The organism is Marinobacter daqiaonensis (assembly GCF_900115285.1).
Lineage (GTDB): Bacteria > Pseudomonadota > Gammaproteobacteria > Pseudomonadales > Oleiphilaceae > Marinobacter > Marinobacter daqiaonensis.
Map to the genome: position 1 here is coordinate 2,672,213 of NZ_FOYW01000001.1, position 16,068 is coordinate 2,688,280.

15 protein-coding genes are annotated in these 16,068 nt (G+C 58.7%); 10 read left to right on the forward strand and 5 right to left on the reverse strand.

Features of this window, described 5'->3' with window-relative positions; genetic code table 11:
- Positions 1-15: 15 nt before the first annotated feature.
- From BM346_RS12165 to BM346_RS12205, 9 genes are all read left to right on the forward strand, one after another.
- Positions 16-783 (forward strand): SDR family NAD(P)-dependent oxidoreductase, encoded by a 768-nt coding sequence (locus tag BM346_RS12165; RefSeq protein ID WP_092012794.1) that lies wholly within the window; start codon positions 16-18, stop codon positions 781-783.
- 7 nt (positions 784-790) lie between these two features.
- Positions 791-1,864: a phosphotransferase gene (locus tag BM346_RS12170; protein WP_092012797.1), complete on the forward strand. Its 1,074-nt coding sequence runs from the start codon at positions 791-793 to the stop codon at positions 1,862-1,864.
- Positions 1,861-2,652, forward strand: a complete 792-nt coding sequence (gene surE, locus BM346_RS12175; RefSeq protein ID WP_092012800.1) for a 5'/3'-nucleotidase SurE — start codon at positions 1,861-1,863, stop codon at positions 2,650-2,652. Before BM346_RS12170 ends, surE begins: the two co-directional genes overlap by 4 nt.
- A gap of 22 nt (positions 2,653-2,674) precedes the next feature.
- Positions 2,675-4,339 (forward strand): long-chain fatty acid--CoA ligase, encoded by a 1,665-nt coding sequence (locus BM346_RS12180; protein WP_092012803.1) that lies wholly within the window; start codon positions 2,675-2,677, stop codon positions 4,337-4,339.
- Positions 4,340-4,686: 347 nt separating this feature from the next.
- Positions 4,687-5,550, forward strand: a complete 864-nt coding sequence (locus BM346_RS12185; RefSeq protein WP_092012806.1) for a branched-chain amino acid ABC transporter permease — start codon at positions 4,687-4,689, stop codon at positions 5,548-5,550.
- A gap of 2 nt (positions 5,551-5,552) precedes the next feature.
- Complete coding sequence (locus BM346_RS12190) at positions 5,553-6,593, forward strand: branched-chain amino acid ABC transporter permease (RefSeq protein ID WP_092012809.1); 1,041 nt, start codon at positions 5,553-5,555, stop codon at positions 6,591-6,593.
- A complete protein-coding gene (locus BM346_RS12195; protein WP_092012812.1) occupies positions 6,586-7,353 on the forward strand; it encodes an ABC transporter ATP-binding protein in 768 nt (255 codons plus the stop codon). The genes BM346_RS12190 and BM346_RS12195 overlap by 8 nt, the downstream gene beginning before the upstream one ends.
- Entirely contained in the window at positions 7,340-8,047 is a 708-nt protein-coding gene (locus BM346_RS12200) for an ABC transporter ATP-binding protein (RefSeq protein WP_092012815.1), read from the forward strand. Before BM346_RS12195 ends, BM346_RS12200 begins: the two co-directional genes overlap by 14 nt.
- A 73-nt stretch (positions 8,048-8,120) precedes the next feature.
- A complete protein-coding gene (locus tag BM346_RS12205; protein ID WP_092012818.1) occupies positions 8,121-9,266 on the forward strand; it encodes an ABC transporter substrate-binding protein in 1,146 nt (381 codons plus the stop codon).
- A 75-nt stretch (positions 9,267-9,341) separates the two neighbouring features.
- Here the strand turns inward: BM346_RS12205 and BM346_RS12210 are convergent, their stop codons facing one another.
- Positions 9,342-9,800, reverse strand: coding sequence for a MaoC family dehydratase (locus BM346_RS12210; protein WP_092012821.1), 459 nt, complete (start codon positions 9,798-9,800; stop codon positions 9,342-9,344).
- A gap of 108 nt (positions 9,801-9,908) precedes the next feature.
- Here BM346_RS12210 and BM346_RS12215 point away from each other — a divergent pair, with 108 nt between their 5' ends.
- Positions 9,909-10,922, forward strand: coding sequence for an NADP-dependent oxidoreductase (locus BM346_RS12215; protein WP_092012824.1), 1,014 nt, complete (start codon positions 9,909-9,911; stop codon positions 10,920-10,922).
- A gap of 184 nt (positions 10,923-11,106) precedes the next feature.
- On the opposite strand, the gene BM346_RS12220 is transcribed toward BM346_RS12215, so the two are convergent.
- The 4 genes from BM346_RS12220 to BM346_RS12235 all read right to left on the reverse strand — a co-directional run bounded on the left by BM346_RS12220 (position 11,107) and on the right by BM346_RS12235 (position 15,991).
- Positions 11,107-11,874, reverse strand: a complete 768-nt coding sequence (locus BM346_RS12220) for a class II aldolase/adducin family protein (RefSeq protein WP_174805138.1) — start codon at positions 11,872-11,874, stop codon at positions 11,107-11,109.
- Positions 11,875-12,086: 212 nt separating this feature from the next.
- Positions 12,087-13,229 carry an acyl-CoA dehydrogenase family protein gene (locus tag BM346_RS12225; RefSeq protein WP_092012827.1) on the reverse strand — a complete coding sequence of 381 codons (1,143 nt, stop codon included), beginning with the start codon at positions 13,227-13,229 and terminating at the stop codon, positions 12,087-12,089.
- Between the two features lie 10 nt (positions 13,230-13,239).
- A complete protein-coding gene (locus tag BM346_RS12230; protein WP_092012830.1) occupies positions 13,240-14,436 on the reverse strand; it encodes an acyl-CoA dehydrogenase family protein in 1,197 nt (398 codons plus the stop codon).
- A gap of 385 nt (positions 14,437-14,821) precedes the next feature.
- Entirely contained in the window at positions 14,822-15,991 is a 1,170-nt protein-coding gene (locus tag BM346_RS12235) for an acyl-CoA dehydrogenase (protein ID WP_092012833.1), read from the reverse strand.
- Between the last annotated feature and the right edge of the window lie 77 nt (positions 15,992-16,068).

Sequence of the window (16,068 nt, forward strand, 5' to 3'; positions counted from 1 at the left end):
ACCCGGAGCCAGACCGTGAGCAATCCATTGTTTGACATGACCGGCAAGGTGGCCCTGATAACCGGGTCCACCAAGGGCATTGGCCGGTCCATTGCCGAAGAGATGGCCCGCCTGGGTGCCAGGGTGGTGATCTCCAGCCGCAAGGCCGACGCCTGCGAGCAGGTGGCCGGGGAGCTGAAGGCCGAGGGCTTCGATGCCATGGCCATCCCCTGCCACGTTGGCAAGAAGGATCAGTTGCAGAACCTGGTGGACAAGACCATCGAGGCCTGGGGCAGAATCGACGTGCTGGTGTGCAATGCCGCCACCAACCCGGTTTACGGCCCCACATCGGAAATGACTGATGAGGCCTGGGACAAGATCATGGACACCAACGTCAAGGGCACGTTCTGGCTCACCAACATGGTCCTGCCCGGAATGGCCGAGCGTGGCGAGGGTGCAGTGGTCCTGCTGTCCTCCATCGCCGGTATTCGCGGCAACACCACCATCGGCACCTACGGTGTCTCCAAGGCCGCGGAAGCGGCCCTGGCACGGAATCTGGCGGTGGAGTGGGGTCCGAAGGGTATCCGTATCAACAGTATTGCCCCGGGCATCATCAAGACCGACTTCGCCAAGGCGTTATGGGAAGATCCGGTGCGGATCAAGCGTGCGGAAGAGAAGACTCCGCTGCGCCGGATCGGTGACCCGGTGGATATCGCCGGCCTCGCCGTCTTCCTGTCCACCAAGGCCAGCGCCTACATCACCGGTCAGGTGATCGTGGCGGATGGCGGCGAGACTATTTGCTGAGGTTACTATGAGCACTGGCCCTAACCTGGTGGACGTCCTGGACGCCCACCGGTTCGACGAGGCAGCCCTGTTGAAGTGGCTGCAGAAGCACATTCCGGAGTTCGGGGACGACCTCGAGGTGAAGCAGTTCCAGGGCGGGCAGTCAAACCCGACCTTTCTGCTCACCTCCGGGGGCAAACGTTATGTCCTGCGCAAAAAACCCCCCGGGAAGACGCTGCCTTCCGCTCACATGGTGGAGCGGGAGTACAAGGTTATCCGGGCATTGTCCGACAATACCGATGTGCCTGTACCCAAGGCCCGGGTGCTGTGCGAGGACAGCGACCTGATCGGCACTCCCTTCTACGTAATGGACTACATGGAAGGCCGGGTCGTGAGTCATCCGGCCCTGAAGGAGCTGGACCGGGCCGAGCGTCGTCCTGTGCACCACGCCGCCATAGACACCATGGCGAAAATGCACGCGGTGGATGTGAACGAGGTGGGTCTTGGGGATTTCGGTCGTCCCGAGGGCTACGTTGCACGCCAGGTGGCGCGCTGGTCCAAACAGTACGAGGCGTCCAAGACCGGTGACATGCCGTCCATGGACAAGCTGATGAAGTGGCTGCCGGAAAATCTTCCGGCGAAGGATGAATGCGCCATTGCCCACGGTGACTACCGCCTGGGGAACCTGATGCTTCATCCGGAAAAGCCTGAAGTCATTGCGATTCTGGACTGGGAGCTCTCCACGCTGGGGCACCCGCTGGCGGATCTCGCCTACTACTGCCTGCCATACCATCTCAGCTCCGATTTCGAGGGGATGCGTGGCCTGATCGGCGAGGATCTCGAGGAGCTCGGCATTCCCGACGAGCAGGAGACTATCGAGAGGTATTGCAAGGCTTCCGGCCGTGAGAGCCTGGATGACTGGCATGTCTTCCTCGCGTTTTCCCTGTTCCGCCTGGCGGCGATCCTCCAGGGTGTGTATGCCCGGGCGCTGGCCGGCAACGCCAGTAACGCGGATGCCCTGGAAGTTGGCAAGCGGGCCCATGTGCTGGCGGATGTGGGCTGGGCGATCGCCCAGCAGGGCAGCAAAGGCTCCGCGGTATGAGCCGTGCAGCAGCGGCGGACCCGATGGTCCGCCGCATACTGATTACCAATGACGACGGGGTGGCGGCGCCGGGCCTGAAGATCCTGGTGGATATCGCTCGCAGGCTGGCCGAGGAAGTCTGGATCGTGGCCCCGGAGCACGACCGCAGTGGCGCCGGGCAGAGTATTTCCCTGCACGATCCGCTGCGGGTCTATTGTCATGCCGAAAGGCATTACGCCGTCTCGGGAACGCCGGCTGACTGCGTGCTCTATGCGCTGGCGGAGTGGTTCGGCGAGACGCCGCCGGACCTGGTGCTTTCGGGCATCAACGCGGGCGGAAACATAGGCGATTCGGTGCAGTATTCGGGTACCGTCGGAGCGGTGCTGAGCGCGGAGCACCTGGGTATTCCGGCCATTGCCCTGAGTCAGGCATTCACCAACCGGGATGCCATCGACTGGTCGCCGGTTACCCAGCTGGGCGAAACCGCGATCCGTGCCCTGTGGCCGACGGCGGGCTCGGGCAAGTGTTGCTGGAACGTGAATTTCCCGGCCTGCCGGGCCGAAGAGGTCGGTGACATGGAGTACGCACTCCAGTCCACAGGCTCCATTGCCCGGCCCCGGTTGCTGCCGGGCCAGGACAGTCGCGGGCTGTCCTATTGGTGGTTGGGTTTTGACCGCAACTCCGATCACCCGGTTCCCGACAACTCCGACGTGGCTGTGCTGCGGCGCCGGGGAGTGGCGGCCTCGCCGCTGCGGGGAGATCATGGGTTACCCGGTGGCCAGACGTCCATCGCGTTGCAGAACAGATGACAGAAACGGAGAAGTAATCTCAATGTTTACACGACATCATAAGGTCTGGCCGAAAGAACTGCCCAAGACCATGACGCTGCCGAAAACCAGTGTGTTTACCAACCTGGAAATCTCGGCCAGGCGATACCCGGACCACACCGCCATCATCTATTACGATACCAGGATGACCTACCAGACCCTTCTGGATGAGGTGGAGGCGCTGGCGGGATGGCTGCAGAACAATGGTGTCAAGAAAGGGGACCGGGTCCTGCTGTACATGCAGAATTCCCCCCAGTATGTCATCAGTTATTATGCCATCCTGCGGGCCGATGCCGTGGTCATTCCGGTCAACCCCATGAACCGGGCCTCGGAGCTTGAGCACTATATCTCCGATACCAGCGCTACGGTCTGCCTGGCGGGTGTGGAACTCGCCGGGTTCATTGCGCCGCTGGTGGGACAAACCTATCTCGAGCAGGTGGTCGTTGCGGCTTACGGCACTTACGTTCGTCAGCCGACGGATCTGAACCTGCCGGCCGAAGTGGCCGCAGAGCCTCAGCCCCTGAAGGGCCCCGGCCTGATCTCCTGGGAAGATGCCCTAAATGCCGGCAACAGCCCGGCCGAGCATACGGCGGGTCCGGAGGATCTGGCGGTGATTCCCTACAGTTCCGGCACCACCGGCCAGCCCAAGGGTTGTGTGCATGTGCACCGGGGTGTGATGGCGACGGCGGTACACCGGTCTTTCTGGAACGTGACCTCCGTGGACTCGGTCCAGCTGTGCACGCTGCCGTTCTTCCACGTCACCGGCATGACCGGTTCCATGAACAGTCCCATCTATGCCGGTTCCACCATGGTCATCATGACCCGTTGGGACCGCGACGTGGCCGGAACGCTGATCGAGCGCTACAAGGTCACCGGCTGGACCAACATCGTCACCATGGCCGTGGACTTCCTGTCCAACCCCAACCTCAAGAACTATGACATCAGTTCCCTCGTCACCATCGGTGGCGGTGGCGCAGCGATGCCGGAAGCGGTTGCCAGGAAGCTGCACACCCTGACCGGGCTGGATTATATTGAAGGATATGGTCTCTCCGAGACCATGGCAGCCACTCATATCAATCCTCCCGACAACCCCAAGGCCCAGTGTCTGGGCATTCCGGTGTTCGACGTGGATTCCCGGATTATCGACGTCGATACCCTGGAAGAGAAAGGACCGGGTGAAGTGGGGGAGATCGTATCCAACGGCCCCCAGGTGACTGTCGGCTACTGGAACCGTCCTGCCGAGACCGAAGCCGCGTTTGTGGAGATTGATGGCAAGAAGTTCTTCCGCACCGGTGATCTGGCGTATTACGATGAGGACGGTTACTTCTTCATGGTGGACCGGGTCAAGCGGATGATCAATGCCTCCGGTTTCAAGGTATGGCCCTCCGAAGTCGAGAGCATGATGTACCAGCATCCCTCCATCCATGAGGTCTGTATCATCTCCGCCCCTCACGAAAAGCGTGGCGAGACCGTCAAGGCGGTCGTGGTGCTTACACCCGAGGCGGAAGGGCTGACCACCGAGCAGGAGATCATCGCCTGGTGCAAGGAGCAGATGGCGGCCTACAAGGTGCCGTCCATGGTGGAGTTTGTCAGCGAGCTGCCAAAATCACCAACGGGCAAGCTGATGTGGCGCGCGCTCCAGGAAGAAGAGTGGAAGAAGCAGGCCTGAGCTGGAAGCAGGGCTGACCTGAATGCCCCCGCTAACCTTTTCTGGTTGGTGGGGTTTCTCGCCAATGCCGGGCATCTGAGCCTGGTATCCCGCCATCATGGCAACACCATCAATATTTCATTTTTGTCATTAAAATTCCCAATCGGGTTCGCATAGCGAAATTACATTCTGTCTATTGACAGTATAGGCACGGAGTGTAATCTTGTCGGCCGACGTGAGGCTTTCCGGCGTTACGTCTGAAAAAGAACGGAAAACCAGAAAAACAAATCCCTGAAAAATCATAGAAACACACAGTGTTGCGGTAACGGCAACTCTACAAAAACAACGTCGCCACGGGAGGGGCCGGTTTGACTATATTTCTCCAACAGGTTTTCAACGGGTTAACACTGGGCAGCATCTACGGTCTCGTAGCGCTCGGTCTGACACTCGTATACGGGATACTCCACATCCCGAACTTCGCACATGGTGCGCTCTACATGGTAGGCGCCTTCATATCGTACTTTTTCATGGTGGACATCGGCGCCCATTACTGGGTCGCCATGGCGGGAGCGGCTGTTGTCGTAGCCGTGCTGGGTGTTGTCTGTGAGCGTCTGGTGTTCCATCCGTTGAGAAACGCCCCCCCCATCCACGACAAGATTGCCGCTATCGGTATACTTCTGTTCCTGGAAGCCCTCGTTCATATGGTTTGGGGTTCGGATTTCCGTCGCATGGCCTCTCCCTTTGGTGGCGTGGTCAACCTGGACGGTGTCTTCCTCCGGGAGCAGGGCATCCTGATCATCGCCTCCACCGTGGTTCTGGTGGTTGCGCTGAATCTGTTCCTACGCAAGACCATGGTGGGCGCCACCATAATCGCTATGGCCCAGAATCGCGAAGGTGCGTTCCTGGTAGGTATCGACGCCAACCGGGTAGCAATGATGACCTTCGCCATTTCCGGGGCGCTGGCAGCCATCGCTGCTACGCTCTACGCTCCGCTGAACCTGGTTTATCCGGCAATGGGTCACCTGGTCATCATGAAGGCCTTCGTTATCATTATCCTTGGCGGCATGGGCAGCATTCCCGGGGCCATTGTCGGTGGCATGATCATCGGGTTCGCCGAGGCGTTTGGAGGGTACTACATCTCCACCGCCTATAAAGATGTCATTGCTTTCGCTCTGCTGGTGGTGATCCTGTCCATACGTCCACAAGGTCTGTTTGCTAAGGGGGCGCACTGATCATGATGTTTAAACTCGGAGCCCTGATTATGCATCCGGCCAGCAAGTATGTGCTGCTGGCCCTGGCGCTGCTTTTCCCGGCAATGGCCGCCAATGAGTACCAGATCTACGTGATGGCTACGGCTTTCATCTGGGCCATCGCCGTCTATGGTTTCAACGTGATCACCGGCTACTGTGGCCAGCTCAATCTGGCTCACGGCGGATTCTTCGCCATCGGTGCGTACGCCGTCGCTCTGTTGACGGCTGATTATGGCTGGAATTTCTGGCCGGCATTCATCGGAGCGCTCGTGGTGACCGGTGTTCTCGGCTTACTGGTGGGTGCGGTCTCACTGCGCCTGAAGGAGCATTACTTCGCCATCTTCACCCTCTGTGTCGGCTTCATCATCTACCTGCTGCTGGACAAGTGGGAAGAGCTGACCCATGGTGCCCTCGGTGTACGCAACATCGCCGCGCCGGATGGTTTTGGGCTGGTCAACTTCCGGGAAACCATTCCGGTCTATTACCTGATCCTGTTCTTCCTGGTGTTCATCATCTGGTTCACCAGTCGCATCCAGAAGTCGCTGCTGGGACGGACCTTCATTGCCATCCGTAACGGCGATGATCTGGCCCAGTCCCTGGGTATCAACCTGATGCGGAACAAGATTCTGGCGTTCGTGGTCTCCACGGTCTATGCCGGCCTGGCAGGTGCCCTTTATGCTGGAATGATCCGTTTCGTTGGTCCTGAGGATGGCAATATCCTTCACACCTTCAACATGATCATGTACATGCTGGTGGGTGGTATCGGCACTCTGTTCGGCCCCCTACTGGGCACCGTCGGTATCGTGTGGATTACCCAGTCGCTGCAGTTCCTGGAAGAGTACCGGATGATCATCTTCGGTCCGCTGCTGGTGATCCTGGTTATCTTCTTCCCGCTGGGTATCGCCGGTTCCTTCCTGACCTGGATGCATCGCAAGGCCCAGGCCCTGGGCCTAGGTTCGAAAAAGCCCCAGAAAGAGAGCAAGGTAAAGACCACCGCCGGTCGGGAGGCAGAGAACAATGCTTAAGGTAGAACACCTCACCAAGATGTTTGGTGGCCTGGCAGCGGTCAATGATGTGTCCGTTGAGTTTGGCGCCAACCAGATCAACGCCATCATTGGTCCCAATGGTGCTGGAAAGAGTACGTTTTTCAATCTCATCTCCGGCGTGCATCAGCCTACCTCCGGCAGAATCCTGCTGGAGGGAAAGGACGTGACCACCATGCGTTGCGACCACGTTGCCAAGCTGGGCGTGGGCCGCACCTTCCAGACCACCAATCTGTTTGAAACAGCGACGGTTCTGGATAACCTGATTGTTGGCTACCGGCTACGGACCAACTCCGGCCTGTGGGATGTGCTGATCAATTCCAAGCGACTGCAGGCGGAAGAGAAGGCTGCCCGAGAAAAGGCCCGCGAGGCACTGGATTTTGTTGGTCTGACCTACGCTGAGAACCGCTATATTGCGGACTGCACCCAGGAAGAGCGAAAGCGGGTGGCGTTCGCGCTGGCGCTGGCGACCCAGCCCAAGATTGTCCTGCTGGACGAACCCGCCGCGGGTGTGAACCCGGAGGAGACCGAAGGCCTGGCGGACCTGATGAAGAAGATGGTCAAGCATGGCCTGACGGTCTGCCTGATCGAGCACAAGATGGACATGATCATGGGCATTGCCGACAAGATCATGGTTCTTGACCACGGTGAGAAAATTGCTGAAGGTACCCCGGAGGAGGTCAAGAATAATCCGGTGGTAATTGAGGCTTACCTGGGGAGCGATCACGATGCTGCAGCTTAAAAACGTCGACGTTCATTACGGTAGCTTCAAGGCGCTGAACAATATCAACATGACTGTGGATACCGGCGGGCTCGTTGTTCTTCTGGGTGCCAACGGTGCTGGTAAATCCACCCTGTTCAATGCAATCAGTGGCTTGATCAAGCCTTCATCCGGTGAAATCGAGTTCGAGGACAAGATTCTCAACGGCATGAAGCCCAGTGCCATCGTATCCTCCGGTGTTGTTCAGTGTGCCGAAGGCCGCCAGCTGTTCCCGCAGATGAGCGTCCACGACAACCTGATGCTCGGAGCCTACGTCCATCGCAAAGACAAGGAGGGTAACCGCAAGCGCCTTAACGAGGTTCTTGAACTGTTCCCCATCCTAGAGGAAAAGGCCCATCAACCGGCGGGTTCCCTTTCCGGTGGTCAGCAGCAGATGGTTGCCATCGGAAGGGCCATGATGAGCCGCCCGCGGCTGATGATGCTGGATGAGCCATCCCTTGGTCTCGCCCCGCTGGTGGTCAAGCAGATGTTCGAGACCATCAAGCAGATCAACAGCCTGGGCACCACAGTGCTCCTGGCTGAACAGAATGCCTTTGCGGCACTGAAAATTGCCACACATGCATACGTTATGGAAAACGGCCAGCTCGTTATGGACGGCGACCGTGAAACGATGCTGGGTAACGAGGAAGTGCGCAAAGCATACATCGGGGCCTGACCGGCCCCCGCTCGCTCGAAAATAAACCTGATAAGCGCCTGATGTTCAGGCGAAACAAAACCAGGAGAAAACAATGAAAACAGCGAAAAAACTTGGACTGGCCGTTGCCGTAGCAACCCTTGGTATGGGTATGTCCGCTGCCTCTATGGCAGAGGAAGTGAACATCGGGTTCTCCGGACCTCTGTCCGGCGGCGCCGCCCTGTACGGTGAGAACGTTCTTTCCGGCCTGCGCATGGCCGCTGAAGAAATCAACGCCAATGGTGGTTTTGATATCAACGGTGAAATGCACACAGTCAACGTCGTGGCCCTGGATGACCAGTATTCACCGGCTCAGGCGGCAACCAACGCCAAGCGCCTGATCCAGGAATCCGAGGCACCGGCCATTTTCATTCCCCACTCCGGCGGCATCTTTGCGCTGATGGACTTCAATGTTGAGGATGACTTCCTCATCATGGCCTACACCAGCGTGCCGACCATTACGGCACAGGGTAACCCGCTGACCCTGCGTATCCCGCCGACCTTTGACGGTTATGTAAAGGCGTTCACCGATTACGCTATCGAAGAATACGGTACCAAGCTGGCCATGGGCGGCGCCACCCATGAATATGCCAAGATCTGGGGCTCCATGATCGAAAAGGCGTGGGAAGCAAAAGGCGGTGAAGTCGTTGCCAAGAATCCGATGGACTACAACAAGTCCGCCGACTTCTTCACCGGAGTCAGCAAGCTCCTGGCCGAGGACCCGGACGTCATGTTCGTTGGTGGTGCTTCCGAGCCGACCGGGCTGGTTATCCAGCAGGCCCGCCAGTTGGGCTATGAAGGCGCGTTCATCATGATGGACCAGGCCAAGATCGACGAGGCGGCGGTTGCTGCGGGTGGTCTTGAGCCGCTTGAGAACACAGTTGGTGTGGTTCCTCTGAGCACCGATGAGTCCGAGGCAGCCCAGAGCTTCATCAAGCGTTATGAAGAGAAGTATGGCAAGACCCCGGGTTCCGAGGCGGCCTACAACTACCTCGCCATGCACGCGCTGGTTGAAGCCATGGACATGACCGACTCCACGGATCCGAAAACTATCCGTGCGGCCATGAATGATGCCATCGCCCAGATGGATTCCAGCAAGAACCCGTACGCCGTTGAGGAAATCGACGAGGCGGGTGGTTTCGTCACCATGCCCACCATGTCGGTGGTCAAGGACGGCAAGATCATGGAAGTGACTTTCTGATTCCACTGATCAGGCTGTGCTAACGAAAAAGGGGGCGAGAGCCCCCTTTTTTACGTTCGGGAAGCCTGGAAAGCCTCAGGGCTTCACATACATCGCAAGGTTCTCCGCCACGACGGCCGGCTTGTCCTCACCCTTGATCTCTATGGTGGTGCGATAGGTGGCCAGTACCCGTTTGTCATCCACGTCCTGCACATCCAGCAGTTCCACTGTGGAGCGTATGTCCGAGCCGGACTTGACGGCGGCGGGCAGGCGTACCTTGTTCATGCCGTAGTTGATGGTGGCCACCGGGCCGGTGATGGTGACCGCCTGCTGGTTCAGCTGCGGAATCAGCGACAGGGTCAGGAAGCCATGGGCCACGGGCGCGCCCCAGGGCGCTTCTTTCCTGGCCCTCTCAACGTCCACGTGAATCCACTGGTGGTCGCCGGTGGCATCCGCAAAGGCCTGGATTGTCTCCTGGCTGACGTTTTTCCAGGGGCTCTGGCCAACCACCTTGCCCTTGTGTTCAGGAAGTTCTTGCAGTGGAATACTTGTCATTATTCTTCTCCTGGTTTCGTTTGGCGAAAATCAGTTTCGTAAGCTATTCTGTTGCAGTTAAGTCTCCGGTGCAACAATAAAAACACCCCCGCGAAACAGAGGTATATCATGGAAAAGAACAGGCGCTACATCCTTGCCGACCGCCCGGTGGGCATGCCGGACGAGACCCATCTCAAGCTTGAAGAGGTCGAGATTCCGGAGCCAGGTCCCAATGAAGTATTGCTGAAAACCCGCTACCTCTCCCTGGACCCCTATATGCGGGGCCGCATGAACGATACGGCCTCCTACGCCACCCCGTTGCAGCTGGGTGATGTGATGACAGGCGAGGCCGTCAGTGAGGTGGTCACCAGCAATCAGCCCGACCTGAAGCCCGGCGACCTGGTCATGGGCCGTACTGGCTGGCAGACCTATTCGGTGACCACACCGGAGAATCTAACCCGAATCGATCCGTCACTGGCACCACCGAGTGCATGGCTGGGCGTCATCGGCATGCCGGGCTTTACCGCGTACGTCGGGCTGCTGGAATTCGGCAAGCCAAAAGCCGGTGAAACCGTGGTGGTATCCGCGGCGTCAGGTGCCGTTGGTCAGGTGGTCGGCCAGATTGCCAAGATGAAGGGCTGTCGTGTGGTCGGCGTTGCCGGTGCAGAGGACAAGTGCCGGCACGTCGTGGACCAGTACGGTTTTGACGCCTGCGTGAACTACAAGGACGAGGACTTCCCGGAACAGTTGAAGGCGGCCTGTCCCGACGGCATCGATGTTTACTTCGAGAACGTTGGCGGAAAGGTATTTGATGCGGTCATGACCCTGGTGAACAATTTCGCCCGCATTCCCGTCTGTGGCCGAATCGCCCATTACAACCAGACCTCCCTGCCTGAAGGCCCCGACCGGCTGATCCCCTTCATGGGCCAGATCCTGATCAAACGCCTGATGTTCCGGGGCTTCATCCAGTCCGACCACTCGGAACTGCTGCCTGCGTTCCGCCAGGACATGGCGCAATGGCTCAGGGATGGAACGGTCAGCTATCAGGAAGACGTGGTGGAAGGCATAGAAAACGCCCTGACCGCCTTCCAGGGCCTGCTCCAGGGCCGTAACCGGGGCAAACTCGTGGTCAAGGTCTCTTGAGGCCTTGGTTGGCCGCGGAATCCGCGGAAAAACGCGGAAAAAAGACAGTTTAGCCACGGAAACCACGGAAGGACACGGAAAAAGAAAACAGTTCTTGTTAGAGACGTTTATTTGTTCTTTCCGTGTCCTTCCGTGGTTAATATTCGGTTTTTCCTCTCTGTGGATTCCGCGGCTTAAAAATCTTTTAAACCGCGTAACCGGGGTTCTTGCTGTCCAGCAGACGGGTCAGGGCCGGCCAGGTGAGGGCCGAGGCCTTGCCCAGGGACTGGGACTGTTCCTGGGTGGTGGCGATGGCCTGGTCCGAGGGCAGGCAATAGGGTGTCGGTGTCTTCACCTGGATTTCACAGGCCTTCATCAGGAAGTACAGGTAGGTGAAGCACTCCGGTACCGAGCCACCCGCCGTCAGTACGCCGTGGTTGCGCAGGATCAGCATGTTCTTGTCGCCAATGTCGTTGATCAGGCGTTCCCGCTCGTCCAGGTTCAGGGCGACACCTTCATAGTCGTGATAGGCGATGTGGTCCAGGCACAGCATGGCGGTCTGGCTCAGGGGCAGCAGGCCGTCCTTATGGGCGGACACCGCAACGCTGTCAGCGGCATGAATGTGCATGACCGCATGAGCGTCGTCCCTGCCCATGTGAACCGCGCTGTGGATGGTGAACCCCGCCGGATTGACCCGGTCAATGCCACCGGCCTGCACCACGTTGCCTTCCTTGTCCACCTTCACCAGGGAGGAGGCGGTGATCTCGTGGAAAAGCAGGCCATAGGGGTTGATCAGAAAGTGATGCTCGGGCCCGGGAACACGGGCGGACAGGTGGGTAAAGACCAGGTCATCCCAACCGAAAAGGGCGATCAGCCGATAGGCGGCGGCCAGCTCGGTACGGACCTTCCATTCCTGCTGCTTCAGCTCTTCGGTACCCAGGTCGTTTGAGCCGGTGATGTTAGATGCATTCATACTGCGTCATCCTCTTTATTGTTGGCGATCAGGAGCTCTCGGAGGCTCTTTGTTGTTGGGGGTAAATAAACAGTGTAGCCCGTTCCGAAACGGTTCGACAGGTTGTCACCGGACCTGCCTGGTGACTCCCTAAAAAAAGGGCGGCCAAAGGGCCGCCCAGAAACGCTCTCCCACTGGTGGAGAGACCCGACAGGTTCTTTTCGCAGCCGGCTTCAGCTGGCTTCCAGCAGGGACGCGTAGCGCTCCAGGTGGAAGTCCTCGTCACCCAGCTGATGGCTGATCATGACCAGCCGCTTGGCGTAATGGGCAAAGCTGTATTCCCAGGTCATGCCAATACCGCCGTGGGACTGGATGCCCTTTTCAGAGATGAACTGGCCGGCACGGTTGATCACGTTCTTGGCGGCGGCCAGTGTGCGGCGACGCTCATCGCTCTGCTCGGCGTCGGCGAAACTGGCAGCCAGGATAGCCATGGAACGGGCCTGCTCCAGCTCGGACATCATATCCACCATGCGGTGCTGGAGTACCTGGAACTTACCGATGGGCACACCGAACTGCTTGCGCTGCTTCAGGTATTCCAGGGTAAGCTCGTTGGCCTCTTCCATGCAGCCAATCGCTTCGGCGCACAGTGCCGCGATAGCGCGGCCGGTCTGGTATTCAATTACCTCGGCGGCCTTGCCTTCTTCGCCCAGAAGGGCATCGGCGTCCACCTTGACGTTGTTCAGGAAGACATCGCAGCCCTTGGCTCCATCAATGGTCGGATAGGTGCGACGCTCAACACCTTCGGCACTTGGATCGACAGCGAACAGGCTGATGCCGTCGGCGTCGCGCACATCGCCGGAGGTGCGTGCAGACACAATGATCAGGTCTGCACAGTGGCCCCCGATCACAACTGCCTTGCGGCCATTGAGGGTGTAGCCTTCGCCGGATTTTTCGGCCTTGGTTTCCACTTCGTTCAGGTTGTAGTACGACTGCGGCTCCTGGAGGCCAACGGCCACTTTCAGTTCACCGGAAGCCACGCCCGGCAGGTATTTATCCTGCTGATCCTTGTTGCCCGCCTGGCTGAGGATGCCGCCACCCAGAATGACGGACTGCATGAAGGGCTCCAGGCACAGACCCCGGCCCAGTTCCGTCATCACAGACTGGATCTCGACGCCGCCGCCACCAAAACCGCCCAGTTCCTCATCGAAGGGAACGGCGGTCAGGCCCAGTTCGCCCAGCTGCTTCCAGAAATCCTCGCTGAAACCAAGCTCGGTCTCGCTGAATTCCAGACGCTTTTCAAAACTGTATTCACCGCGGACCAGACGCGCCACGGTGTCCTGCAACATCTGCTGCTCTTCGCTCAGAGTGAAGTCCATGGTCGCCCCCTTAAAGTCCCAGAATCATTTTGGATACGATGTTCTTCTGGATCTCGTTGGATCCGCCGAAAATCGACAGTTTGCGGTTGTTGAAGTACTGAGCAGCCATGGGTGCGGCATTCTCGTCAGACAGGAATTCACCTTCGTAGTCGAGGCTCATCTCTTCTTCAACAAACGGTATGGCGTAGGGGCCAATGGCGCGACGGGCCAGATCGTTGATGGCCTGTCTGATCTCGGTGCCCTTGACCTTGAGCATGGAGCTCTCGGCACCGGGCACACCACCGCCCTCTACGGCCGCGATGATGCGCAGGTTGCTGATGGAAGCGGCCATCAGGTCGATTTCCACCTGGGCGATACGCTGGCTGAAGCTGGGGTCCTGCAGAAGCGGCTTGCCATTCTTCAGGCGACGGCTCGCCAGGCCCTTCAGATGGCTCAGGGCGGCCTTGGAAATGCCGATGCCGGCCAGACCGGTGCGCTCGTAGGTCAGCAGGTACTTGGCGTAGGTCCAGCCCTTGTCTTCTTCGCCCACCAGGTTTTCCACCGGTACTTTGACGTCTTCGAAGAACACTTCGTTGACCTCATGCTCGCCGTCCAGGGTGATGATCGGACGAACGGTGATGCCCGGGGTGTTCATGTCGATCAGCAGGAAGGAAATGCCTTCCTGGGCCTTGACCTCGGTGTTGGTACGCACCAGGCAGAAGATCATGTTGGCGTGCTGGCCCAGCGTGGTCCAGGTCTTCTGACCGTTGACGATGTAGTGGTCAACCTCGCGGACCGCACGGGTCTTCAGGGAGGCCAGGTCAGAGCCGGCCCCGGGCTCGGAATAGCCCTGACACCACCAGTGCTCACCGTTGAGAATCTTCGGCAGGTAGTACTGTTTCTGCTCTTCGGTACCAAACTTGATGATAACCGGAGCCACCATGTTCACGCCGAACGGGACGGTGCGGGGACCACCGTAAGCGCTGGATTCCTCATCCCAGATGTGCTTCTGAACCGGGGTCCATTTCACACCGCCGTATTCCTCGGGCCAGTGGGAGGCGTACCAGCCCTGTTCAACGAGGATTTTTTGCCAGCGCTGGTGATCTTCCTTGGTCATCTTGCGGAAGCCCTTGGCCTTGGCAGCGATGTCGGCCGGCAGTTTCTCTTCCAGAAAAGCGCGCACTTCGTCTCGGAAGGCCAGCTCTTCAGCCGTGTAGTTCATATTCATGAATCAACCTCTCGGTTCGTTCCAGCGAAAACATATACCGCATAGCAGAATATACCTATGATGGAGGAAGCCTTTTCCGGTGTCAATTCCCTTACCGGGCCATCACGTCAATGGCTGGCCGCCTGCAATGCCCCTATTTCCGTGGAAAAAGGGGCGAACTGATTATGTCTATGCACTGGAGCAGCAAAAATGGAGAAATGCCGTATCGCAGAGTGAAATATGGCGTTCCAAAACAACCAGCGGAGCCGAACACAAAATAACCAGCCGGGCGTATTTTAGCGAAAAGGACCTCATATTGCGCGCCCCTCCATCGTGGAGGGACTCCAGACAAAAAAACAGGGCCCGAAGGCCCTGTCTCAGTGCTGGACTTGATCCGGGCAGGGCGTTACTTGAACGCCTGCAGACCGGTCTGCCCGCGACCCAGAATCAGCGCGTGAACGTCATGAGTACCCTCATAGGTATTCACGGCCTCCAGGTTCATCACGTGACGGATAACATGGTATTCGTCGGAGATGCCGTTGCCGCCGTGCATGTCGCGGGCGACCCGGGCGATGTCCAGTGCCTTGCCGCAGTTATTGCGCTTGAGCAGCGACACGGAATCCGGAGTGGCGTCGCCGGAATCCATCATCCGGCCCAGCTGCAGCACCGCCTGCAGGCCCAGGGTGATTTCGGTCTGCATGTCCACGAGCTTCTTCTGGATCAGCTGGTTGGCAGCCAGGGGCTTGCCGAACTGCTTGCGCTCCAGGGTGTAGTTGCGGGCGGCGTGCCAGCAGAATTCCGCGGCGCCCAGGGAGCCCCAGCTGATGCCGTAACGGGCCTTGGTCAGGCAGCTCAGGGGGCCTTTCAGGCCGGTTACATCAAGCTTGTTTTCCTCTGGCACGAAAACCTCGTCCATGAAGATGGAGCCGGTTTCCGAAGCGCGCAGGGAGAACTTGCCTTCAATTTTCGGGGTCTCGAGACCGGTGGCGCCTTCGCGCTCGATAATGAAGCCGGTGACTTCGCCGTCGAGCTTGCCCCAGATCACGCAGACATCGGCAATCGGCGAGTTGGTGATCCAGGTCTTGGAGCCACTGAGCAGATAGCCGCCGTCAACCTTCTTGGCGCGGGTTTCCATGCCACCGGGATCGGAACCGTGGTTGGGCTCGGTCAGACCGAAACAGCCCACCCACTCGCCGGAAGCCAGCTTCGGCAGGATGCGCTTTTTGGTTTCTTCCTGTGCATAGGAAAAGATCGGGTACATGACAAGAGACGACTGCACGCTCAGGGCGGAGCGATAGGCTGAATCCACGCGCTCTACCTCGCGGGCGATCAGGCCATAGCAGACATGGTTCAGGCCCGGGCCGCCGTATTCTTCCGGCAGCGTGGCACCCAGCATGCCCAGTTCACCCATCTCGTTGAAAATGTTGCGGTCGAACTTCTCGTGGCGGTTTGCCTCGACAATTCCCGGCATCAGGCGCTGGTCGCAGAAGCCGCGGATACTGTCACGAACCTGACGTTCGGTCTCGTCGAGCTGCTTGTCAAAAAGGAGCAGATCGTCCCAGGGAGCGGAAGCCATTTTGTGTCTCCTGAATTGCATTCTGGCGGCACCGGATGGTGGTGCCGCCGGGTTGATATACGGCCTTGGGCCGGGTT